The sequence below is a fragment of the Nostoc sp. DedQUE08 genome (assembly GCF_034530895.1).
In the GTDB taxonomy this organism is placed as follows: Bacteria; Cyanobacteriota; Cyanobacteriia; order Cyanobacteriales; family Nostocaceae; genus Nostoc.
The window spans coordinates 1-23,081 of the sequence record NZ_JAVRCD010000037.1 but is presented as its reverse complement, the minus strand read 5'-3'; the positions used below and the strand labels follow the sequence as shown (position 1 = coordinate 23,081).

Below are 23,081 nucleotides of genomic sequence, written 5' to 3'. Positions count from 1 at the left end.
TTAATTATGATTTTCCCAGTCATTTTTCCTTGTTCAATCCATCACAGCTAACACAGCTTTTGGCAATAACTTATCTTTAAACCAAACAATTCTGGCGGGGACATCATTTAATTTTACTCCCGCTTTTTCTAAATTAAGTCGCTCGGAAATTGCCAAAATCAAATCATCACGTCCAGCCCGCCGCACCTGAGAAAACTTCTTTTGTAAATATTCTGGTCGCCAATAACCAACAATTTCTAACAAGAAAGTGCGTCCATCAGGATGCACCAAGCGAAAATCAGGAATCATTACGCTACCAGGAATTGGGATCAAATCAACTTCTCGCTCTAATGCCCAACCACTTTTCAACGCATCCCATTTATCAGCAAAGGATGCCTCTAGCATACTATCGTAGGGCTTACCTGGTGGATAATGGGATACCAAACCACATTCGGAATTGAGAGTAAAACGTCCAGTTTTCCAAGTATTTGTATAAGCATCGCGGGTTTGGAGAATCGAAGAAAGACTCCATTTAGTAACGTGAAGTAAAGCCGGAATAAGTTTAGCGATCGCTAATCCATATCGCGTACTAGGATTAAATAAACTCGTCGGCCCGTCAATAGTAATTGTAAACCCGTGGTCAGCATCACCTTCAATATAAGCCATCAATTGAAACAACTTTAAATAGCGAAATAACAACTTATATTCTCCTGGAACATTCCGGTGAGCATTTAACACCAGTTGACTGGCCTTATAAAACACACCCTGTACTTGAGATAAGTTATATCGATTTAACAAATCTGGCGCTGTTGGTGCCTCAAACACTGTCAAAATCTTATTTTCAGATAAATCAGCATAGAGTCCATTCCGAACCTGTTCTAACAAAACTTCCCGCTCAAGTTCTTGAGTTAACTCATCAGCAATTTTACTCAAAGTAACTTGGGTTGATTCCCGACTAGCAACAGACTTTGCAGCCAACGAAAACACCCGTTCTCTTAACATTTGTGGTTCCAGCGGACTAACTATCTCAAAAGTGCAAAAACTGCTTTTGAGAATATAAGCTAACCCCCGCTTCACTCGATAATCTGTAGAATCTCCTTCAAAATCAGTTAGTTGTCGCTCAAGCATACCTTGAGTCTTCCCCACTGCTGATTGAAAATAATTAATTAACTCAATCGCCAACTCCGAAGTTGCTCGATCAATCTTCAGTCTCTTCGGGATGATCTCCTCCCCGTTTTGGCGATGCATCAGTAAATCTGTTGGTAACATCTGCTGAATTTTGGATTTTAGATACTTCGACTTCGCTCAGTATAAGTTTTGGATTTTGGATCGAATAATTAATTTCTAACTGTTCCGCAGCCTTCAAACTCCTTTCCTTCCCACTCCCATACACAACCTGTAACTTCCCTTGATTTTCCCCTTGCCCCCTTGTCCCCTTGTCCCCTTGTCCTCTTCTCCTAGCCGAAGTCCCCTCTTCACTCGTATCCTCCGCCACTACCTCATACAAAATCGCCTGTTTATTCTCAATATTCCCCTTCCGTAAAACCCTACCCAACCGCTGAGTATACTCCCTAGCCGAACCAGTCCCCGATAAAATAATTGCAACAGTTGCCGCAGGTACATCAACACCTTCATTCAAAACATGAGAAGCAACCAAAGTATTATATTTACCCTCTCGAAACTTGGTTAATATCTCATGCCGTTCTTTCACAGGAGTTTGATGAGTAATTGCCGGAATGAGCAACTCTTGAGAAATGCGGTAAACCGTCGCGTTATCCGCAGTAAAAATCAAAATTCTTGCCGGATAATGTTCTGCCAATAAATTAATCAGAATTCGCAACTTTCCATCAGTACCCAAAGCGATATCTTTCGCTTCTCGATGCGCTAACATTGCCCTACGTCCAGATTGCGAGCGCGCACTCATTTGCACGAACATTTGCCAACCTTGCAAACTCCCCAAAGAAATCTTTGATTGCTTCAAAAAGTCGTTGCGGGTTTGAATTAACTGGTTGTATCTTTCCCGTTCAAGTTGCGATAACTTTACCTTAATTTGGACAATTTCATGCTCTGCTAATGCCTTCCCTGCCAAATCTTCAGCGCGTTTGCGATATACTTCTTGACCAATGAGGATATTTAAGTCAGCGTGCTTGCCATCAGTACGTTCCGGTGTCGCGGAGAGTCCCAGGCGATAAGGTGCGATCGCATATTCTGCAATTACTCGATTAAAATCTGTTGGTAAATGATGACATTCGTCAAAAACAATCAACGCATATTGATTTCCCAACGTCTCAGCGTGAATTGCGGCACTATCATAAGTTGCAACTAAAATTGCTGTTCGATCCCGCGAACCACCTCCCAGTAATCCCACCTCAGCATCGGGGAAAGCCGCTACTAAATGTGCATACCACTGATGCATCAAATCTAAAGTTGGTACTACAATCAGCGTCGTGCGTGGCGTTGACTGCATCGCCATTTGCGCCAAATAAGTCTTTCCCGCCGCCGTGGGAAGCACAACCACCCCTTGCCTACCCGCCAGTTTCCAAGCTGCTAGCGCCTCAGTCTGGTGAGAATAGGGTTCCATTTCCAGAGTAGGAACCAAATCTACAGGATAAAATTGCTTGGCCTCATCGATAAAATTCACATCTTCCGCTTGTAGTGCTTCCACTAGCGATCGGTATCTAATTGCTGGGATGCGGAATTTTTCAACTCTATCATCCCACGTAGCATAGTCCATCCAACCTTTACCGCGTGGTGGTGGATGCAAAATTAATGTGCCACGATCAAAATTTAATGTAGGGGTACGAGCCATTTTGGGGATTAGGGACTGGGGATTAGGGACTGGGGATGGGAAAGTTTTTCCTAGTCCTCAGTACTTGGTATCTAGTATCTAGTATCTAGTATCTAGTCCCCAGTCCCCAGTCCCCAGTCCCCATTCCCCAGTCTATTGATTACTAATAACGCAAAAAGTGCATGATTCATCCAACTAACTCCGACAAAACCCAACTAGATGCGCTCATTAGTCATGGAATGTCCTATCGACAAACCACCAATAACCTGTCTGAATTTTACAAAGAACAGCGACAGAGCTTTTTGCTGAAACATCTGTAATTGCAGGCGCAGATTATATTAATAGCTGGGTTGACTTTTATTACTTTTTTTCTTTGGGTAAATTCACAATTAGAAGGCAAAATATATGCTTTTAAAATTGTCTATGACGGGCTACGCCTACGCATTTTCTAGCTGATTTTGGGAATAATCTTTTAGCTAGCTGCATAAAAGGAGAAGCCACATTGAGAGGAACACGTTCCCTTCTAGCGCCTTATGCTGTGGCACTATTGGCTGTTGGTAGCGTATTGCTATTAACACTATTGCTACAGCCACTACTCAAACCAAGTATTTTTCTGCTATTTTTTGCTGCTGTGGCGGTTAGTGCCTGGTATGGCGATATGGAAGCAGGGTTACTGGCTACTGCTTTGTCTACTTTAGCCGTCAGCTACTTTTTCTTAGAACCAGTGTTTTCGCTCTTGGTTGTAAGTCTTGACAACATACTGCGCTTATGCTTGTTTGTACTGGTGACAACAATTATTAACTTGCTGAACTCAGAATTACGCACTGCCAAACAACATCTTCAAACGAGTTTGCAGAAACTACAGGTGAGCGAAGCCAGATTTAAAAGGTTGGTAGAGTCCAACATTATTGGGGTAATTGTAGCCAATATGGACGGGGCGATCGCAGAAGCTAATGATGCTTTTTTACGAATGGTAGGTTATTCTCAGGAGGATTTGCTAGCAGGACGAGTCAGATGGCACGACATGATCCCACCAGAATATATTGAAACTAACAACAGTGCAATCGCAGAACTCAAAACTAAAGGCGTGTGTCAGCCTTTTGAGAACGAATACATCCGCAAAGATAAGAGCCGCGTTCCTATTCTGTTAGATTCTGCTTTATTAGAAAATAACCAAAATCATATTATTTCTTTTGTGATTGATATAAGCAAACGCAAACAAGCAGAACTTGCCCTTTCTAAAAGCGAAGAACGCTACCGCACTTTTTTAGAGCAGAGTTCAGAAGGTATTTGGTGCATCGAACTGGAAGTACCAATTTCGCTAGATTGTCCAGAAGATGAACAAATTCAACATTTTTACCAATATGGTTACTTGGCAGAATGCAATAATGTTATGGCACAGATGTATGGCTGTTCTCGTGCCGAAGAAATTATCGGTGTCAGATTAGGAGACTTTCTTGTTGCCTCCGATCCACATAATATTGCATACCTGCGTAACTTTATCCGTTCTAACTACCGACTAATTGATGCCGAGTCTCATGAAATAGATAAGCAAGGTAATTCTAAATATTTTTTGAATAATCTAGTGGGAATTGTCGAAAATGGGTTTTTAGTGAGAGCGTGGGGAACTCAACGCGACATCACAGAACGCAAACGAGCCGAAGCAGCACTCCGTCAACGAGAAGATGAACTGCGTCTAATTACCAATGCTGTGCCCGTCAAAATTTCTTATGTTGATAGCGAGCAGCGTTATCGCTTTAATAATAAAGAATATGAAGACTGGTATGAGCTTCCTGCTTCCGAAATTTCTGGTAAACATATTAGAGAAATTTTGGGAGAGTCGGTTTATCAGTCTATTCTTCCTTATGTAGAAGCAGTACTTTCAGGAGAGCAAGTAACTTACGAAACCCAATTACCCGATAAAGATGGCACAAACCGTTACGTGAATGTCACTTACATTCCCCAGTTCAGTCAGGAGGGGAAAGTTGCAGGATTTGTTGCCCTTGTCACAGATATTACACTTCACAAGTTAGCAGAAGCAGCTCTCAAACAAAGCGAGAAACGGTTAAAGATGCTGACTGAAAAAGTCCGCGTGATTCCTTGGGAGGTAAATGCTAATACTGGGAATTTTACTTACGTAGGGCCGCAAACTGTTGAGATTCTAGGCTATCCATTGTCAGACTGGTACACCGATAATTTCTGGGAAAAAAATATGCATTCAGAAGATCGGCAGTGGGCTATTCAGTATTGCCAAGAATCTTCTTTATCACTAAATAATTACGAATTTGAATACAGAATGTTAGCTGCTGATGGCAGAGTTGTCTGGCTATATGACATTGTAAATGTAGTGCGGGATGAAAATGGCCCACAGTTACTGCATGGATTCATGATTGATATTAGCGATCGCAAGCAAGCAGAGCAAGAACGCGAAGAACTGCTGAAACGCGAACAAGCAGCACGCGCCGATGCCGAAACTGCAAACCGGATGAAGGATGAGTTTCTCGCCACACTCTCCCACGAACTCCGTACACCCCTCAATGCTATACTGGGCTGGACACAGCTACTTATAACTCGAAACTTCGATCGAGCTACTACTGGCCGGGCACTAGAGACAATTGAACGGAATACTAGATCGCTGACACAACTAATTGAAGATGTTCTCGATGTATCACGAATTATTAGAGGCACACTCCATTTAAAGAGGGAGCAGGTTGAACTTGTATCGCTTGTAGAGGCGGCAATTGATACTGTGTATCCAGCAGCCCAGGCTAAAGAGATTAGCATCAAATGTAAATTCGACCCGAAAGTGGAGATAGTTGTGGGCGATGCCAACCGCTTGCAACAGGTTGTGTGGAATTTGCTCTCCAACGCCGTCAAGTTTACACCCAAGGGCGGCAGGGTTGATGTGCAATTAGAGTGTATTGAATCTTACGTGCAAATTCGGGTGAGTGATACGGGAGCGGGAATTGCTGCCGAATTCCTACCCCATGTATTTGAACGCTTTCGTCAAGCTGACAGTTCCAGCACGCGATCGCATGGCGGACTAGGATTAGGGTTAGCGATCGTCCGTCACTTAGTAGAATTACACGGTGGTACAGTGTTAGCCGAAAGTCCAGGAATTGGACAGGGGGCGACATTCGTTGTCAGTCTGTCAATGAAGGCTATTTAGGATGGAGGCAGGGGGCAAGAGGCAGAAGTTCTTTTATTTTGAATTTTGAATTTTGAATTTTGAATTGATTTCTCCCCTGCCTTCCTTCGGTAATGTCAATTTAAATCATTCTCAAGTCTTATACCACTTTGAAAAAAGAATGCAACAGATACATACGGACATACCTTTGTTGTGTCTGGCTTTCTTAATTTTGAATTTTGAATTTTGAATTTTGAATTGGTATTAGTGTTTCCCAATCTAAATCTGATGCTATTTGAGCAAGTTTATCTAAATCAGTCAGGTTATCTAGATAGGGTAAGCAGCCTAAAACTGGCGTGTTAGTGAGTGATTGAATCAATTGAGATGGTGTCCAGTCGGCTATTTCTGCATCCGTTCGGGGTTGTACGCAGTTCAAAACAATGCCTTTGAGATTGACGCGCGATTGTCTAGCTAATGCTACATTCGCCACTGCTTGAGCGATCGCACCCAATCTCACTGGTACTACCAATACTGTTGGTAAACGCCATTCCCCCGCTAAATCAGCTACCGTTAATTCTTCAGTTATTGGCGAACCTAACCCTCCCAAGGCTTCTACAAGTACAAAATCACGCTGCGATCGCAACTTAGACAAAGCTTGCCAAACTACTGCTAAATCTACTTGGCGATTTTCCTTTGCTGCTGCTATGGGAGGAGCCAGAGGTGCTTGAAAGTATAAAGGTGTAATTTCTTCAGCAGATTGTTCTAGCACGAATAGCTTTTGATACCACTCGCGATCGCCAATCCCCGATTGAATCGGTTTCATAATTCCCCAGTGATGCTGCGGGTAATATTTTTGCCAATAAGCTGCTAACGCTGTTGTTAAAACAGTTTTACCAGCTTCCGTATCAGTTCCAGTAATCAGTAGTGTGTTTAACATTAATTTCTTTGGCCAGAAAATGGTTGGGTTCCATCAGTCGGCGGCAAAGTCGGCGCTTCAGTAATGGTCGGAAGTGGCAAGGGTGTTTCTGTGGGAATTGGCAAGGGTGTTTCTGTAGGAAGTGGCAAAGGTGTCTCTGTAGGAAGTGGCAAGGGTGTTTCTGTGGGAATTGGCAAGGGTGTTTCTGTGGGAATTGGCAAAGGTGTCTCTGTGGGAATTGGTTTGACTGGTTTTTCTAATGCAACATTGAGATTGTAATTGCTTTCGGCAACACCTGAAAGCAGAGTTAACTCAATAGTATATCTACCAGTAACCAACAATGTGCCTTGATAAAATGTGACTTGTTGGGCAGTATTCTCAATTGGTTGTCCATTGGGACTTAAGACTGTTAGCAAAATGCTGCTTCCTGGGTCAATAGACGTATTTAATTTAGTACCTTCTCGTCCAAAAAAGCTGTATTGGATAATTTGATTTGCTTTGAGAGTACCTTCAACCGCGATCGGGTTAGATGTTGTAAGGTTGAGGCGCTTAGTAGATATAACAGGGCGATCGTTAGTAGGTGTGGATGTTGGTGTTAATGTCGGTGTTGGTGTCAGTGTGGGTATAGATGTCGGTGTCGGTGTGAATGTAGTACCACCAGAAATTACTGGTGAAGGGAAATTTTGTGGAAGCGTCTCATCTGATGTTTTTGACTGACTGCGGATGGAACTGACTATTGCCCAAGAACCAAATCCTGCTACGATCACTACACCAATGGCAATTGCGACGATCGCTAACGGATTATCCAAAATTGAGTTAGTGGGACTTGGTGGAATCACAGGATCGGTTTTCTTGGGCGAAGCTGCTGGTGCTACTAAGTCAGGACGGCGACTAACTGCCATTGTCTGCAAGTTAGACACATTTACATTCGGAAGACTGACTTCATGTAAAGGTTGTAGTGCTTGAGATACACTAGTAGCACTTTGATAGCGATCGCTCGGTATATGATTCAACATTCGATTCAACACTAGAGCAAATCGCGGGTTCACTTTTACCCACCGCTGCCAATTCCAAGTTAGTTGGTTTTGATCGAATAGATCCTTTGGTTCTTTACCAGTCAGCAAAACAATCGCGCTTACCGCTAATGCATACAAATCACTACTAGGATAAGCTCCTCCTGTTTGCATTTGTTCGCTGGGAGAGTAGCCTAATTTTCCCACGGTGGTTTCTGGCAGGGGATTATTTGGCGATTGTAAACGCGTTGCCAGTTCCTTCACTACCCCAAAGTCAATTAACACAGGTTTCGCATCACTATCTCGCAAAATAATGTTTTCTGGCGAGATATCCCGGTGAATAATGCCTCGACTGTGAATATGCTCTAAAACAGGCAACAACAACTCTATTAGCTGCAATACTTCAGCCTCTGTGAAAGTTTTACCCACAGCTTGACGTTCAGCCAGCAGAGTGCGGTAAGTCTGACCTGCAACGTAGTCCTCCACCAAAAATAAGCGTTGGTCTTGCTCAAATCTTTCCCGAAATTTCGGCACTTGTGGGTGTTCGATTTGATATAAAATGGCAGCTTCTCGGTGAAAAAGCTCTTGTGCCCTCTCCCAATCCAAAGCCGACCTTGCTGTTGAATTCAATTCTTTGATCGCGCAAAGTTCGTTAAAGCGCCTCTGGTCTTCTGCCAGATAGGTTCTACCAAATCCTCCTTGTCCGAGAATTTGAATTATGCGGTAACGGTTTTGCAAGACAGTGCCAACTGTAATCGGTGGTTGCATGATCGGTTGATTGAGTGTAGTAGCAACTGAGGAGATCGCCCACAAAGATTAAGTCCAAGAGGCGACGGACAGTTACCTGCGGCAATATTCTACTATACTCAACAAGTAGACTCTACCAGAGCAAGGTTGTTTCCTACTGCATAACTCCTCAATTCAATTTCTCTGCCTGAGAAAACGATAAATTTTGAAATATTCAAAATTAACTTGAGAATCGAAGTTATACAAATCACTCATCTCTTTTTCAATCAATCCTGTGGAAAAATAAAAATTGCAATCGGCTAACTGTGCTTGTGTAAGCCAAGCTTCTGCACAATAAAATAGCTAGCGATCGTCTTTATAAAGAATAGTGTTATAGCGTTTCCTAGTCTGCTGAGGTACAAATCTCTGAGTACTTCTGCGCTTTACTTTGCGTCCCTTTGCGTTTCAAAATATTATCTATACCTCACGTAACTGGTAATCGCTATATCTCACTCAATAATGATTTATTTAGCACTACAAATCTTGATTTTGTCAATTCTTATTTAAGCTAGATGGCGTTTCTCTTCGATCCCAGATTTGGGCTACTGCATCAAAAAATTTTAAAATTTTTCATCTGCAAAGTTCTCAAAATTCTGCCATTGGGCTATTTACCGAATTTATTCGCTCGGCGATCGCCCCAACATCCAAAATTACGATTCGTTTGAATCGCTGGGCAGAGGCAGTTCTCGCTGCACCCAAGTAGAGCGATCGCAACCACTCAAAAATCAGGCATACCCAAAAGTCCTAATTTTATCTCAGCAATAATACGGTCACTAACTAGTTCAGATGTGATTCGTCGCTTCTACTTGACAGGATGTTCGCAAACAAATTCAATATCAATGATATTCAACAATTTTTCTATATTCAACTAAAATCTTTTAAGTAAAAATATTTACAATAAATTACTTAGATTAAATTACTTGTGTTAAGTAAGATTAAGTATCAAAAAAACATCTTTATTTAATCTTTATCTAAAAACTTGCTAGTGCGTGGATAAATTTTGTCCACTGCCAGCTTTTTTTAGGCTTTATAATAACTGTCACTTTTGTCAATGCGTAGGTCATAGAGTAATAAGCTACTCTTTGACTACTTAGTTACAAGTGCTATACTGTGTGAGAACAAACTTTTTAATATCAACTAAAGTTGTCAATGCTTTACTGTCAGCTATCAATGAGGTAATTAGAAGAACTTAGCACACCAATAATGTTTAAGCAATTAGGCTTATTTACCTCAACCAAAAAATTGAACTATAGACCTAGTGCATCGACTTGATGTCAGTTAAGCTATGAATAGCTTGTTTGCCAAGAAGACTAGATAAGTAGCGAATAATAATTTCATGGAAAAATGTTTAAATTTTGTATGGAAGCTTCAATAAAACTTACAGATGTTTTTTTAGGCTATTTCTTGGTTAAATCTATTAAATCTCTAATGATAATATTACTATGAATGCACATAGAGGATCTGCTGTGCTCAGTTCTGCAACTTTCAAAGTGCAACCATCTGCAACAGGACTGAACGATAATCATCGCCTGCGGCTGTTTTCTGGCTCTGCCAATTTACAACTGTCTCAAGAAGTCGCTCGTTATCTGGGTATGGACTTGGGGCCAATGATTCGCAAAAGATTTGCGGATGGAGAACTTTACGTTCAAATCCAAGAATCGATTCGAGGTTGTGATGTTTATTTAATCCAGCCATGTTGTCAACCCGTCAACGATCATTTGATGGAATTATTGATTATGGTTGACGCCTGTCGTCGAGCTTCTGCGCGACAGGTAACGGCAGTAATTCCCTACTATGGTTATGCTCGTGCCGATCGCAAAACGGCAGGACGAGAGTCAATAACCGCTAAACTGGTTGCTAACTTGATCGTGGAAGCAGGTGCCAACCGCGTTCTAGCAATGGATTTACACTCGGCTCAAATTCAAGGCTATTTCGATATCCCCTTTGACCATGTTTACGGTTCGCCAGTATTGCTGGATTATCTAGCAAGCAAAGAACTGCCCGATCTTGTGGTTGTTTCCCCCGATGTTGGCGGTGTAGCGCGTGCCAGAGCATTTGCCAAAAAACTGGATGATGCTCCACTGGCAATTATTGACAAACGTCGTCAGGCACATAATGTTGCTGAAGTGTTAAATATCATCGGCGATGTTAAAGGCAAAACGGCAGTGTTAGTAGATGACATGATCGACACTGGGGGAACGATCGCAGAAGGAGCGCGATTACTGCGTGAAGAAGGAGCGCGTCAGGTATATGCCTGTGCAACTCATGCAGTATTCTCTCCACCAGCGATGGAGCGGTTGTCTAGTGGCTTGTTTGAGGAAGTCATTGTCACCAATACTATTCCCATACCAGAAAACAATCGTTTTCCACAACTTGTGGTGTTGTCAGTAGCTAATCTGTTGGGAGAAACTATCTGGCGAATTCATGAAGATACTTCAGTTAGTAGTATGTTTCGCTAAGATTGCCATTAGTGTTATAGGCATAAATTACCCACACTGTACCCGTTTGGGGGGTCAGTGTGGGCTTTTAGTTATTACGCTCCTGTTTCAGTCGAAAGGAGCTTTTTCATGTGTGGAGTAAAATAAATGCAGCAGTGTCAAATTAGAATACTTTGATTCAGTTTGAACAATTTGGGTAAAGAGGACAAAGGAATGGTTACAACTCCTAAAAAAGTCATTTCAGTTTTACCTTTGGAAAATGGCGATCGCTTATCTCGCTACGAATTTGAGCGGCGCTATCAGGCAATGCCACATTTAAGAAAAGCTGAACTGGTTGAGGGAGTTGTGTATATCACGGCATCGCCACTGAGAATTAAAAGTCATGGCGAACCACATGGAGACTTGATCGGGTGGTTATGGAACTATAAAACTGCAACCCCTGGCGTTATTTTGGGAATTGAACCCACAGTGCGTTTAGATCCAGATAATGAACCACAGCCTGACGCGGTACTATTCATTCCCGGCAGACAGGCATCGATTAGTGAAGATGATTATATCCAAGGCGCACCCGAACTGGTGATAGAAGTAGCAGCAAGCAGTGCAGCCATTGATTTACATGACAAAAAACGCACCTATCGACGCAATGGAGTACAGGAGTATATTGTCTGGCGAACATTAGATAATCAATTAGATTGGTTTAGGCTGCAAGCGGACGAGTATGTTTCGCTACCAATTGATGACCAGGGAATTATTCGCTCTCAAGTGTTTCCGGGGTTGTGGTTAGCAGTACCTGCCTTGTTGTCAGGAGAAATGGCAACGGTGTTATCTGTCCTGCAAGCAGGTTTAGCTGCCACTGAACAGCAGGAATTTATGCAAAAGTTAAAATAATTCGTAATTCGTAATCAAGTTTTGTAACGGGGATTTGCTCTGCATGGGAACGAGAGACTCTCTACTTCCTTAACGATATAGCCAAACCCGAAGTAGTGAAAGCAACTGCTCGGTATCTACAGGTTTGGTGATGTAGTCAGAGGCTCCAGCTTCAATGCACTTTTCTTTGTCACCTGGCATAGCTTTGGCAGTTAAAGCAATGATTGGTAGTGAGCGAAACTGTTGTTGTTGGCGGATGGCGCGGGTGGTTTCGTAACCATCCATTTCTGGCATCATGATATCCATCAAAACTATATTAATCTCAGGATTAGCTTGCAGCCTCTCTATGCCATCTCTGCCATTTTCGGCAAATAGCACTTGCATTTGATAGCTTTCTAAAAAGCTAGTCAAGGCAAAAATATTTCTGAGGTCATCATCTACAATCAAAATTTTCCGATTAGCCAGCACTGGGTCAGTTTGATGTAGTTGCTCTAACATTTGCCGCTTTGGTGTGGGCAAATTTGCTTGCACCCGATGCAAAAATAGGGCAGTTTCGTCTAACAACCGCTCTGGCGATCGCACATTTTTAATAATAATTGTTTCTGCTAGTCCCCGCAGCTGGGTTTCTTCTTGTCGGCTGAGTTCTTTGCCGGTGTAAACAATTATCGGCAGTTTCAAAAGCTTGGGTTCAAGTTTTATCTGCTCAATTAGGGCAAACCCGCTCATATCGGGCAGACCGAGATCGAGTACCATACAATCAAAGTGATGCGATCGCAAAATCGAGAGAGCTTCTGCCCCCGTACCTACTGCTGTACTCTGGACATCGCCGTTACCAATCAGTTCGATAATACTTTGAGCTTGTACGGGATCGTCTTCTACGATCAGGAGATTTCTTACTTGACGCTCAATAAAGTCTTTAATATCAGTCAATACCTGAGTTAGCGCTTCTGGAGACACGGGTTTTTGGAGATAGGTAATTGCTCCTAGCTGTAATCCCCGTTGTTGTCTTTCATCAACAGAAAGTATGTGTACTGGTATATGTCTGGTATCTGGTTTATGTTTGAGACGATCCAGCACCGTCCAACCATCCATCTCTGGCATGTGGATATCTAGCATAATCACATTAGGTTTAAACTGTTCTGCCAGTGCTAGACCTTGTTTGCTTTGTAAAGCAACAATAGTTTTAAAACCCTGCTGACGTGCCATATCTAGTAAGATGCGGGCGAATTTATCGTCATCTTCGATAATTAGCAAAATGCGATCGCCTGGTTGAATTATTTCTCGGTCATCTGGAATCTCGTGGGGTAAGCTGGGAAGTACTTTCGCTGATGGAGAGATGTCTACAGTTGGGGGTCTGTTTTCCACCATTGGCAGTTCTTTTATGGTCGATGCTGTACGGCTTGGGGTGGTTGGCTCAAGGGGTGGTGTGGTGATATTTTGACCGTGCTTTTCCTGTTGTTTGGGCAAGTAAAGGGTGAAGGTGCTTCCCTGTCCTGGCTGGCTGAGTAGTTCAATTCTCCCTCCCAACAGTTGAGCTAATTCCCGGCTAATGGATAAGCCCAAACCAGTTCCGCCGTACTTGCGGCTAGTTGTGCCATCTGCTTGCTGAAATGCCTCGAAAATAATCTTCTGCTTTTCGGCTGGAATGCCTATGCCGGTGTCGCTGACGGCAAAAGCGATCGTGGAATTATCAACTTGAAATATTTGTAACTTTACACCTCCCTGTTCTGTAAATTTAAAGGCGTTAGCGAGGAGATTTTTCAGGACTTGTTGCAGACGTTTGGAGTCGTTATAAATTGTTGGGGGTAACTTCTCATCCCGTTCAATAGTAAAACTGATTTCTTTATTATGGGCAACTTGCCGGAAAGTCTGCTCTAGAGATGTTTCCAAATCTGCAAGAGCAATTTGCTCAATATCGAGCGACATAGTACCGGACTCAATTTTTGCCAAATCTAGAATGTCATTGATCAATTCCAGCAAGTCAGTCCCAGCCGAGTAAATAGTCCGACTGTACTCTACCTGTTTGTCGGTCAAGTTGTTAAGAGAGTTATCTGCTAGCAGCCTTGCTAAAATTAATAGGCTATTTAACGGTGTCCGCAATTCGTGAGACATATTCGCCAGAAATTCTGACTTATATTTGGAAGACAGAGCCAGTTGTGCAGCTTTTTCTTCCAAAGACTTCCTCGCTCGCTCGACTTCCTGGTTCTTGCGGCCCACTTCCCGATTTTGAACTTCTAACAATTCTGCTTTTTCTTCTAGCTCCTCATTTAGTTGTTGCAATTCTTCGTTAGATTGCTTGACAAGGAATTGTGATTCTTCTAACTCGTGCGCCTGTTCTTCCAAGCGTTGATTGCTTTGCTGTAGTTCTTCTTGCTGGGTTTGCAGTTCTTCTGTTAAAGCAACAGACTCTTCAAGTAGTTGCTGTGTTTGCAATTGTGAAGCGATGTTATTTAAAAATACACCCAGATTTTCACTCAATTGTTCTAAAAATGTTAGGTGCAACTGGTTAAAAGGCCCAAAAGAGGCAAGTTCAATTACAGCATTTACCTGCCCCTCAAATAGTATGGGCAAGACAATAATATTTAACGGTGGTGCTTCTCCCAAGCCGGAAGCGATGCGGATATAGTCACTGGGAACTTCTGTGAGGAGGATTCTTTGTTTTTCTAGGGCGCATTGTCCCACTAATCCCTCACCCAAACGAAACTGATTTGCTAGGTTTTTTCGCTCTTTATAAGCATAACCACTCAGCAACTTCAGCACAGGCTGGTCGTTTATGGAGTCCATCAGATAAAAAACGCCCTGTGATGCCCCAACTAGTGGTGCTAAATTCGACAATATCAGACTAGACACGCTTTCCAGATTTCGCTGCCCTTGGAGCATCTGAGTAAATTCAGCTAAGTTAGATTTGAGCCAGTTTTGCTCCTCATTTTTTTGAGTTGTATTTCGCAGATTAACGATCATCTCGTTAAAGGTGCGCGTCAACACACCAATTTCATCTTGGCGATCGCTATCTGGTAAACTTACCGATAAATCCCCATCCGCCATTTTTTCTGCCAAATCAGAAACTCGCTTCAGCGGTACTGAGATATGTCTGGTCAAGGCGAATCCAATCAAAGCTAAGAGCAAAGAAAATAAGGGAATACTATAGAAAATGCTGGCGAGCGTTTGCTGACCAGCTGCTTGTGCCTTCTCAGAGCGCTGTTTTAGCAGTGTATTCTCTTCATTTTTCATCGCCTGGATAACTTTCTGGATATTATCCATCAGTTGTTTACCCTGGTCTGTCAGAACAGCTTTTTGAGAAGCTTCTAAGCCCTGGCTTTGCCGTAGCTCTATGACATCTTTCATTACAGCCATTCTCTCGGTTAGTAGTGGCTGTAAAATATCAAGCCGATTTTGTTGGTTGGGGTTATCTGCCGTTAACCTTTGAAGTTCTTTAACTTTTTGATTCAGTACTTGAATAGCAGCGTTATAAGGTTCTAAATACCGCTGTTCTCCAGTAATAATGTAACCGCGTTGGCCTGTCTCAGCATTTGTCAGTTGCAAGTTGAGGTCTTCTAGCTGACTTAACACCTGGTAAGTATGGCTTTCTTTGCGCGAAGTTTGAATAAGCTCATTGGTGCTTTGGTAGGAGATGAAACCAATGGTGGTCAGAGTTGCCAAACTCAAGGCAAAACTCACTCCAATCTTGGGTCCAATCTTCAAACGGTTTAACATTACTCCAGGCACGTATTCAAATTATTTCTGTTTTTGAGACTATTTTGATTATGTTTTGGCTGTGCAAAATCAATGGGGGATATTTAGTTTATCTAGGATATACCTAATTTTTTGCACCCCAACTATTATCATTTGTATCCTAACTTTTTACAAATGTAAGGCACTTAAATAAGTATATAACTAAATACTAATATTTTTATCTAAGATTTTGACAAGAAGCCATTCAATAGTATAACTTCTTTCAAAAGAAGCAATTACTTGATTATATTTTTAATTTAATATTGCCGGGGATAGGTAAAAATTTTTGCTTAGATTCTAAATTTAACATTAGCTAAAAAATGATATCTTTAAATTTATATTGTAATGGTTCAATAACTCTGAAATTAATAAAAAGACTGGATAGTAAAATTAAACAGCCTAATCGGTAAAATTCAATTAATTAAAACGTAATTTATCTAGACACTAGATATAGTGTATTTCGCAATTGCATATGACATCTATGCCATTATACATCAATCTACGCAAACCGTAACCTTAGCGATCGCCAGCAGCATCCATTCCACAACAAAGTCAAGGTTTCAATAGAAGTATATAATTTATAGTACAAAAGTATTTTTAGGAACATGCACGCACAATCATGGCGTGTCGAAAAATCTGTTGATATCAACTTAATATTTAACTAGAAGTTATTAATCACCTGGCGATCGCTTCTAGCTGCATCAAGCTCGGATTGACTATAAATACTAAAATGTTGAACTTTGTTACTCTCTAAAATAGCTCTTGCACCTGCTACATAGATATCAGTGCCTTTTAGTACTAATAAGTAATGGCCAAGAGTCAGATGATGCTCATAATATTTAGTTAGCTCATCAGAAATTCCTAAAGTAGTATATTTATCTTGGGAGCTGCTGATATTCACCCCAGAAATATCACCCAGATTGCTTGTATTTTTAACAACTATTGATATCTGACTCATTGGAAAGCCGGCGGTTTTCAATTCAGTAACCGCTGCTTGTGCATCTTGATGTCGGTAAAAAATACCGAGTGCATATTTGTAGCGATTATTTGGGGTCGAGTATGGCTCAAAGACTCCCCATTGTTGAATATCGCGGCGATTAAAAATCCTCTTGGCAAGACGAAGTTCTATGTCTATACCGGTTACTATCACCAAATAGTAACCTTTACAGACAAGATCGCTATAACCCTGTGCTTGTTTTTCAGTAATTCCTAAACTTAGGAACAAACTGGATAAACCACCTGCTAAAGTGGTAGCGATCGCTGTTACTTCCGCTCCGGCTAAGATGACTGGGCCTATACCAGGAATTACCAAGAGGACTAGATCGACTGATAAATCAGCAATATTTCCTAAATAATCACTAGCAACAGCTCCAGCAGCATCTTTTAAGGATGTATTGCCAGTGTTTTCGATGATTCTAACACCAGCAATATCACTTTCTTCTGTATTCCGTGCAATAACAGAAACTTTGTCCATTGGAAAATTAGAAGCTTTTAGTTCCTGAAGTACCAATTGTGCATCGGAATACCCAGCGAAAACTCCTATAGTTCTTCGCTCTTTCTCTAATGTCATTTTATCGGTTTATTGCAGTTAGAAGTGATTCCCAAGATTGTTACCTCAATTTGAGGTAATTACACAGCGCGACGAGTCAGTAAACCCCAAAGGAAAATTAGTATCATTGCACCAATAACAGCAAATAAAATACTTCCTAGAGATAAAGCTCCGGCAGATGCAGCTGCTGCCGAACCACTTCCTAGTAATACTTGACCCAAATAACCACCGAATACGGCTCCAAGGATTCCTAATATAATTGTAGAGATAATACCGCCACCTTGGGTTCCAGGATAAAATAACTTAGCTAACGCACCTGCGATTAAACCCAAAACCAACCAAGCAATAATGTTAGTCATCGAATTTCTCCTTCACTAAAAATCTGCTTTATTTGCATTTGACTATTTCATATTAAAGTTTGCTTCTAAAATTTCCGATCTATCTAAAGAACTAATATCATAAATCTTTAGATATCATTTGAATATTCGTCAAGTCATCTTTGAGGATGAATATACAAATTAGTCACATTCTGTACATTCAACTATTTATATAGTAATCCTATTTGACATCATACAAGATGTAGATAAGGAAGCTAACCGCATTCTATATGAGACACTAGTGTAGCTTGCTTCCCTGTATGGGTAAGCATAGGACTTATTACAGAAGTGGGTTAAAGGGTAACGGTATGGAATTTTACTTTCCCTTTAACATGCACCCCAACCGGAAAGCAAAAGTTACTTTTCAAGAATCTGTAGTATTTCGTAGAGAAGGACAGAAAAGGAAGAAAAAATAAATATAGACATTTAAAGACATTTAACATCTAGATTTTTAATTTTCAAAAAAGCGATATTAGCCGTTCAAGGCTCAGGACTGGAGACTATAGAAAGAGCTAGTTGATATAGTTGGCGACGGGGAAGGGAAGTAAATTTTGCTAACTGACGGCTAGCTTGCGATCGCGATATTCCTTGACTAATTAACTGTTTCAATTCGGCTATCAATTCTGCTTCTGTCAGTTGGGGCTGACTGGCTGGAATTCCCGCTACAACTAATGTATATTCACCTTGGGGTTCTCGTTGAGTGTAGTAAGCGATCGCTTCGGCAATTGTCCCCCGCCAAAATTCTTCATACAATTTAGTTAACTCCCGTCCTAGCACAATTTGGCGATCGCTTCCCCAAACAAGAGCTAAGTCTTGCAAAGTATCTCGCAAACGGTGCGGCGATTCATAGAAAATCAAGGTGCGAGATTCTGTTTGCAGAGATTCTAAATGTTCTTGTCTCTGTTGAGTTTTCGCTGGGAGAAAGCCTTCAAAGACAAACCGATCTGTTGGTAATCCAGCTGCACTCAAAGCGGTAATTGCTGCACTAGCGCCAGGAATGGGAACTACAGGAATTCCCGCTTCAATACAGGCTTTCACTAGTTCATATCCAGGATCGGAAATACCCGGCATCCCCGCATCGCTCACCAGAGCGATCGCTTTATTATTAACTAAATGCTCTAATAATTCTGGAATACGGCTGGTACGATTGTGTTCGTGGTAACTCACTTGGGGTGTTTTAACTTGAAAATGCTGTAGTAGTTTACCAGTATGACGCGTGTCTTCCGCAGCAATGATATCCACAGTTTGCAAAATTCGTACCGCCCGAAAGGTAATATCTTCCAGGTTGCCAATTGGTGTGCCGACAACGTAAAGTGTTCCTGGTTTTGGATCGGTTTGCATGAGCAAGAGTTAAGAGTTAAGAGTTAGGGGTTAGGAGTTAAGAGTTAAGAAGTCAAAATAATAATTTACGTCTAATACGAATTGAGTATTGGTAACACTCCATACTCAAATATTGTTTTTTGACCCGATGAGAGTTTCTAATATCATGTCCGCCAAATTACCCATAATAAAAGAACCCCACCCCCAACCCCTCCCCGCCTGCGGGGAGGGGAGACAAAGCACAGCTTTGGCGGGGTGGGGTTCTTCGGGTTTAATAAGCAATCAAGCGGACATGATATAATTCATCAATTTCAGTGATTTTGGGTATTTCTGGTCTTTGAAGACGCGATAAATCGCGTCTCTACAACTGGCTTTTGGGCTTATATTGCGTCCTATCTTATTTCAATAATCTTAGTCCACTGAGGGTAACTAATACTGTGGAACCTTCATGGCCAATGACGCCGATGGGTAGGTTAATATTTCCGAGAAAGTTGCCGACTAAAAGCAACATAATGAAACTCAACGCTACAACTATATTTTGTTTTACTATGGCTTGCGATCGCCTGCCCAAATGTATCGCTACAGCAATTTTTTCTAACCTGTCTGCCATCAGTACGATATCTGCGGTTTCTAATGCCACATCACTACCGGATACTCCCATTGCTATACCCACAGATGCTTGCGCTAAAGCTGGTGCATCATTAATGCCATCGCCTACCATTGCCACAGTTTGATATTGTTGCTGTAAACGGCGGATAATATTCAGCTTATCTTCTGGTAGAAGTTGGGCATATACCCGATCGATTCCTACTGCTTTGGCGACACTGTGAGCAGTTTCCTGATTATCGCCGGTTAACATGACAATTTGTTCAACTCCCAATTTCTTCAAGCGGGTAATGGTTGCGGCGGCTTCCGCTCTTACTTCATCTGCAAGAGCAATTACACCCATCACCTCTGCTCCCCTCCTCGCTTGCGGGGAGGGGTTGGGGGTGGGGTTCTTCGCTACCCAAACCACAGTTTTACCTTCTTGCTCCCAAGATTGAGCCATTTTTCGCAGTTCTTCAGGGAAATTTGTGACATACTGCTGTACAAAAACAGCATTACCCACAATCACTTGTTGTTCTTGAGCAATTCCCACAATTCCTTGTCCCGGTATGGCTTGCACTTGGATTGCATCAACCAAATCTAAATCACCCTTCGGGTTCAACAGTTTCGACTCGACGGGAACCGCCTTTCCTTCTCTTCGAGAGGCTGCGCCAACGGAACGCTCCGCGTTCGCGGAGCGTCTCGCAGAGAAGACTCGAACTGTTTCACCAGCCGCTTGTACAATTGCCTTACCGATGGAATGTTCTGAATAGGATTCCACACTAGCGGCAGCTTTTAACACATCTTGTTGCGTGTATTTACTAATTGAAACTACCTGGAATACCTGCAACTGTCCTGTTGTCAGAGTACCAGTTTTATCAAATGCGATCGCTCGGACTTGGCCAATCTTCTCCAACTGTGCCCCATTTTTAAATAAAATCCCCTGTCTTGCACCATTGGCAATTCCCGAAAGCAGTGTGGGCATAATTGCAGCCATCAGCGCACAGGGAGAAGCCACCACAAGGAAAGTAAGCGCCCGATAAATTGTTGTTTCCCAATCCCAACTCCAAAGAAATGGCGGTAAAGTTGCCAGTAATATCCCAGCTACTACAATGACTTTGGCATATCCTTTCTCAAAGCGATCGATAAACTCTTGCGAAGGAGGTGCTTCTGTCTTTGCTTGTTCTACTAAACGAATTACACGCTGGATTAAACTGCTTTGGGCTGGTTTGTGTACCTTAATCTGCAATGCACCATAGCCGTTGAGCGTGCCGGCAAATACTTCTGCGCCCACTGTTTTCTCTACAGGTAAAGACTCGCCTGTAATTGCAGCTTGATTGAGGGTACTGTAACCAGATAAAATTATCCCATCAGTAGGAATTAGCTCTCCAGGTTTGACAACAATTTCATCACCCACCTTTAACTGACCGATCGGAATTTCTTCTTCTCTTCCCTGAAGTAAAACCCTTGCTGTATCTGGTGTTAAACTCATCAAACTGCGGATACTCCGCTCAGTTCGCTGCATTGCATAGCCTTCTAATGCACCACTGATGGCAAAGATCAGAATCAAAATTGCCCCATCAATAATTAAATGATATTCTCTTCGCCATAAGCCAAGACTAGCAGCACCAATGGCGGCGACAATCATCAGCAAATCTACATCGAGTTCTTTTTCTTTGAAGAGGGTAGTCAATCCTTCCCGCGCACTTTCATAACCGCCAATTATATAAGCGGCGGGTAGTAGCAGGAACGCCAATCCCAACCAACCGAGATGCAAGGCGAACCATCCGAGAAATAATAGGAATCCACACAAAAGGGCGGCTACGGTATCTGCGTGTTCTCTGGTGAATTGGCCCAAACGTTGGGGGTAGAGCATGAGAGGTGATATTAATAAGGACTCTCTCACGCTAAACCTTGACATTGATGTTAATGTCAAGCTTGATAATGATTTTGAAACGCAAAGGATCGCTGAGGGAAGCGCAGAGGTACGCAGAGTAAATCTTTATCTTTGTTGTTTTGGAGTAAATTTATGAATGCTGGTTGCTTAACTATTAAGGAACTTACGGAAGCGGTTGGTGGAGGTTTAACTCCGCGGATGGTGCGCCATTACCATCAATTGGGACTTTTACCGCAACCAGTGCGATCGCCAAGCAATTACCGTCTCTATACCAAAAAAGATGTTCTCCGGTTGCAACGGATTGTCGCACTCAAACAGCAGGGGTTTCAGCTAAACCATATTCGCAATATTTTGGAAGTGGAACCAGAAGCCGACACAACGGTTAACCTCATGGGACAACTTCAGCAGCAATATCGCGCGGTGATGCAACAAATTTCTCAACTGCGACAAACTGCATCAGCATTAGAAGGATTATTGGGGCGCGATCGCCATTGTCAAATTATCCAGGCGGAAGTTTTGGCGCAACTGAAGTTACTTGATGTCGAAACTCAAGCTGGATTGGGAGGATTGGAAAATCTCTGGAGTGGCTTGGATGCTGAAATTCATACCCATTCAGAAGCTTTTACTGAATCGCTACAACGCTTACTACCTGATTTGTCTCACCGTTCGGAAATTGAACAGCATTTAATTTCTCAGTTGGTTTTGGCTTGTGGCGATGTCAGTTTAGTATCCTTTGTGAAATTGAGTCGAGAGGCGATCGCAGCTAGTCGAGAAGCTTTATCTGCAAGTTGTGAAATTGTTGTCGATACTCAAACGGTTGCTGCTGCTTTAGATCAAACCCGATTACTTCACTTGGGATGCCGCACCGAAACCTTGATTGATAACCCCCATATTACCACCGCCACTGAAGCAGAACTCGCCTTTTGGCAGCATCGAGAATGGCGAACAAAATTGCAGCAAGTAAGTCAGGGTTGTGTGTTGGTAGTTGGTTATGCCCCCTCAGTACTTTTGGAAGCTTGTAAAGGAATCGCCAACCAGAAAATTCAGCCTGCATTAGTAATTGGAATGCCCATTGGCTTTAGTCATGCTCCCGCAGCCAAGCGACAACTGATGCAACAAGGGATACCTTATATTACAGTTGAAGGCACTTTGGGAGGTGGTGCTTTAGCTGCAACTGCCCTAAATGCTTTGGTGGAGTCACTGATTGATAAGCCAGATTGTCATTGTTATCTCAAATAATTGCTGAACAATAAGTATTCATTTAAGACAGTCTCAGTGAAACGAGTTTCAAAAGCCTTGCATGAAAAAGCACTCAACACTTAGCATACAGAACTCAGCACTCATAACTCATAACTCATAACTCAGCACTCATAACTCAGACTCAGCACTACTAAAAATAATATTGTTAAATAATATTGAATTTGCTACACTTTACCAGTTTTAGTAATTCAATAATTCATAATCGCGGTCATAAACTACCAACTTGTGTATGAGAGGATGTTTGAAAAGTCATGATTGATGTATTAAATATTTTTTACCCCACCCTAACCCTCCCCTTGTAAAGGGGAGGGAACTGGATTTTTGGTTTACCCCCAATGTATCGGGGGATTAAGGGGGGTAATTTTAATCACAGCCAACCACTTTTCAAACAACCTCTAAGCTCGACTTTATCCATTTTTGGCTACGGGTCATCACAAATGTAGGCGA

15 protein-coding genes are annotated in these 23,081 nt (G+C 42.1%); 5 read left to right on the top strand and 10 right to left on the bottom strand.

From position 1 onward, the window contains the following. Positions 1-33: 33 nt before the first annotated feature. Both RMY64_RS22725 and RMY64_RS22720 read right to left on the bottom strand, forming a co-directional pair. Entirely contained in the window at positions 34-1,248 is a 1,215-nt protein-coding gene (locus RMY64_RS22725) for a DUF790 family protein (RefSeq protein ID WP_322701178.1), read from the bottom strand. Further along, on the bottom strand, positions 1,178-2,788 hold the full coding sequence (locus RMY64_RS22720; protein WP_322701177.1) for a DEAD/DEAH box helicase: 1,611 nt from the start codon (positions 2,786-2,788) through the stop codon (positions 1,178-1,180). Before RMY64_RS22720 ends, RMY64_RS22725 begins: the two co-directional genes overlap by 71 nt. 161 nt (positions 2,789-2,949) lie before the next feature. Here RMY64_RS22720 and RMY64_RS22715 point away from each other — a divergent pair, with 161 nt between their 5' ends. Together RMY64_RS22715 and RMY64_RS22710 are read left to right on the top strand one after the other, a co-directional pair. After that, positions 2,950-3,087 (top strand): hypothetical protein, encoded by a 138-nt coding sequence (locus RMY64_RS22715; RefSeq protein ID WP_322701176.1) that lies wholly within the window; start codon positions 2,950-2,952, stop codon positions 3,085-3,087. A 182-nt stretch (positions 3,088-3,269) separates the two neighbouring features. After that, a complete protein-coding gene (locus RMY64_RS22710) occupies positions 3,270-5,936 on the top strand; it encodes a PAS domain S-box protein (protein ID WP_322701175.1) in 2,667 nt (888 codons plus the stop codon). A gap of 184 nt (positions 5,937-6,120) precedes the next feature. On the opposite strand, the gene bioD is transcribed toward RMY64_RS22710, so the two are convergent. The 3 genes from bioD to RMY64_RS22695 all read right to left on the bottom strand — a co-directional run bounded on the left by bioD (position 6,121) and on the right by RMY64_RS22695 (position 9,323). Then, the gene (gene bioD, locus RMY64_RS22705; protein ID WP_322701174.1) at positions 6,121-6,831 is read right to left on the bottom strand and encodes a dethiobiotin synthase; all 711 of its coding nucleotides are present in this window, start codon (positions 6,829-6,831) and stop codon (positions 6,121-6,123) included. Further along, the gene (locus tag RMY64_RS22700) at positions 6,831-8,591 is read right to left on the bottom strand and encodes a protein kinase domain-containing protein (RefSeq protein WP_322673648.1); all 1,761 of its coding nucleotides are present in this window, start codon (positions 8,589-8,591) and stop codon (positions 6,831-6,833) included. The genes bioD and RMY64_RS22700 overlap by 1 nt, the downstream gene beginning before the upstream one ends. A gap of 603 nt (positions 8,592-9,194) precedes the next feature. Next, positions 9,195-9,323 (bottom strand): hypothetical protein, encoded by a 129-nt coding sequence (locus RMY64_RS22695; protein ID WP_322673647.1) that lies wholly within the window; start codon positions 9,321-9,323, stop codon positions 9,195-9,197. A 728-nt stretch (positions 9,324-10,051) separates the two neighbouring features. Between RMY64_RS22695 and RMY64_RS22690 the strand changes: the two genes are divergently transcribed. After that, positions 10,052-11,068, top strand: coding sequence for a ribose-phosphate pyrophosphokinase (locus RMY64_RS22690; protein WP_322673646.1), 1,017 nt, complete (start codon positions 10,052-10,054; stop codon positions 11,066-11,068). A 192-nt stretch (positions 11,069-11,260) separates the two neighbouring features. Continuing rightward, positions 11,261-11,935 (top strand): Uma2 family endonuclease, encoded by a 675-nt coding sequence (locus RMY64_RS22685; protein WP_322701173.1) that lies wholly within the window; start codon positions 11,261-11,263, stop codon positions 11,933-11,935. Positions 11,936-12,004: 69 nt separating this feature from the next. On the opposite strand, the gene RMY64_RS22680 is transcribed toward RMY64_RS22685, so the two are convergent. From RMY64_RS22680 to RMY64_RS22660, 5 genes are all read right to left on the bottom strand, one after another. Next, positions 12,005-15,628 (bottom strand): response regulator, encoded by a 3,624-nt coding sequence (locus RMY64_RS22680; protein WP_322701172.1) that lies wholly within the window; start codon positions 15,626-15,628, stop codon positions 12,005-12,007. A gap of 679 nt (positions 15,629-16,307) precedes the next feature. Next, positions 16,308-17,216 (bottom strand): hypothetical protein, encoded by a 909-nt coding sequence (locus RMY64_RS22675; RefSeq protein WP_322673643.1) that lies wholly within the window; start codon positions 17,214-17,216, stop codon positions 16,308-16,310. A gap of 59 nt (positions 17,217-17,275) precedes the next feature. Beyond that, on the bottom strand, positions 17,276-17,554 hold the full coding sequence (locus RMY64_RS22670; RefSeq protein WP_322673642.1) for a GlsB/YeaQ/YmgE family stress response membrane protein: 279 nt from the start codon (positions 17,552-17,554) through the stop codon (positions 17,276-17,278). Positions 17,555-18,052: 498 nt separating this feature from the next. Continuing rightward, the gene (rsmI, locus tag RMY64_RS22665) at positions 18,053-18,913 is read right to left on the bottom strand and encodes a 16S rRNA (cytidine(1402)-2'-O)-methyltransferase (protein WP_322673641.1); all 861 of its coding nucleotides are present in this window, start codon (positions 18,911-18,913) and stop codon (positions 18,053-18,055) included. Between the two features lie 376 nt (positions 18,914-19,289). Beyond that, positions 19,290-21,353, bottom strand: coding sequence for a heavy metal translocating P-type ATPase (locus RMY64_RS22660; protein WP_322701171.1), 2,064 nt, complete (start codon positions 21,351-21,353; stop codon positions 19,290-19,292). Between the two features lie 153 nt (positions 21,354-21,506). Between RMY64_RS22660 and RMY64_RS22655 the strand changes: the two genes are divergently transcribed. Then, positions 21,507-22,613 carry a precorrin-8X methylmutase gene (locus RMY64_RS22655; protein ID WP_322701170.1) on the top strand — a complete coding sequence of 369 codons (1,107 nt, stop codon included), beginning with the start codon at positions 21,507-21,509 and terminating at the stop codon, positions 22,611-22,613. The last annotated feature ends 468 nt before the right edge of the window (positions 22,614-23,081 follow it).

What these genes read in the sequence shown, in the direction of transcription:
- RMY64_RS22725 (WP_322701178.1), bottom strand. Translation starts at nt 1,248, where the DNA reads ATGTTACCAACAGATTTACTGATGCATCGCCAAAACGGGGAGGAGATC.
- RMY64_RS22720 (WP_322701177.1), bottom strand. Translation starts at nt 2,788, where the DNA reads ATGGCTCGTACCCCTACATTAAATTTTGATCGTGGCACATTAATTTTG.
- RMY64_RS22715 (WP_322701176.1), top strand. Translation starts at nt 2,950, where the DNA reads ATGATTCATCCAACTAACTCCGACAAAACCCAACTAGATGCGCTCATT.
- bioD (WP_322701174.1), bottom strand. Translation starts at nt 6,831, where the DNA reads ATGTTAAACACACTACTGATTACTGGAACTGATACGGAAGCTGGTAAA.
- RMY64_RS22700 (WP_322673648.1), bottom strand. Translation starts at nt 8,591, where the DNA reads ATGCAACCACCGATTACAGTTGGCACTGTCTTGCAAAACCGTTACCGC.
- RMY64_RS22690 (WP_322673646.1), top strand. Translation starts at nt 10,052, where the DNA reads ATGAATGCACATAGAGGATCTGCTGTGCTCAGTTCTGCAACTTTCAAA.
- RMY64_RS22685 (WP_322701173.1), top strand. Translation starts at nt 11,261, where the DNA reads ATGGTTACAACTCCTAAAAAAGTCATTTCAGTTTTACCTTTGGAAAAT.
- RMY64_RS22680 (WP_322701172.1), bottom strand. Translation starts at nt 15,628, where the DNA reads ATGTTAAACCGTTTGAAGATTGGACCCAAGATTGGAGTGAGTTTTGCC.
- RMY64_RS22675 (WP_322673643.1), bottom strand. Translation starts at nt 17,216, where the DNA reads ATGACATTAGAGAAAGAGCGAAGAACTATAGGAGTTTTCGCTGGGTAT.
- RMY64_RS22670 (WP_322673642.1), bottom strand. Translation starts at nt 17,554, where the DNA reads ATGACTAACATTATTGCTTGGTTGGTTTTGGGTTTAATCGCAGGTGCG.
- rsmI (WP_322673641.1), bottom strand. Translation starts at nt 18,913, where the DNA reads ATGCAAACCGATCCAAAACCAGGAACACTTTACGTTGTCGGCACACCA.
- RMY64_RS22660 (WP_322701171.1), bottom strand. Translation starts at nt 21,353, where the DNA reads ATGCTCTACCCCCAACGTTTGGGCCAATTCACCAGAGAACACGCAGAT.
- RMY64_RS22655 (WP_322701170.1), top strand. Translation starts at nt 21,507, where the DNA reads ATGAATGCTGGTTGCTTAACTATTAAGGAACTTACGGAAGCGGTTGGT.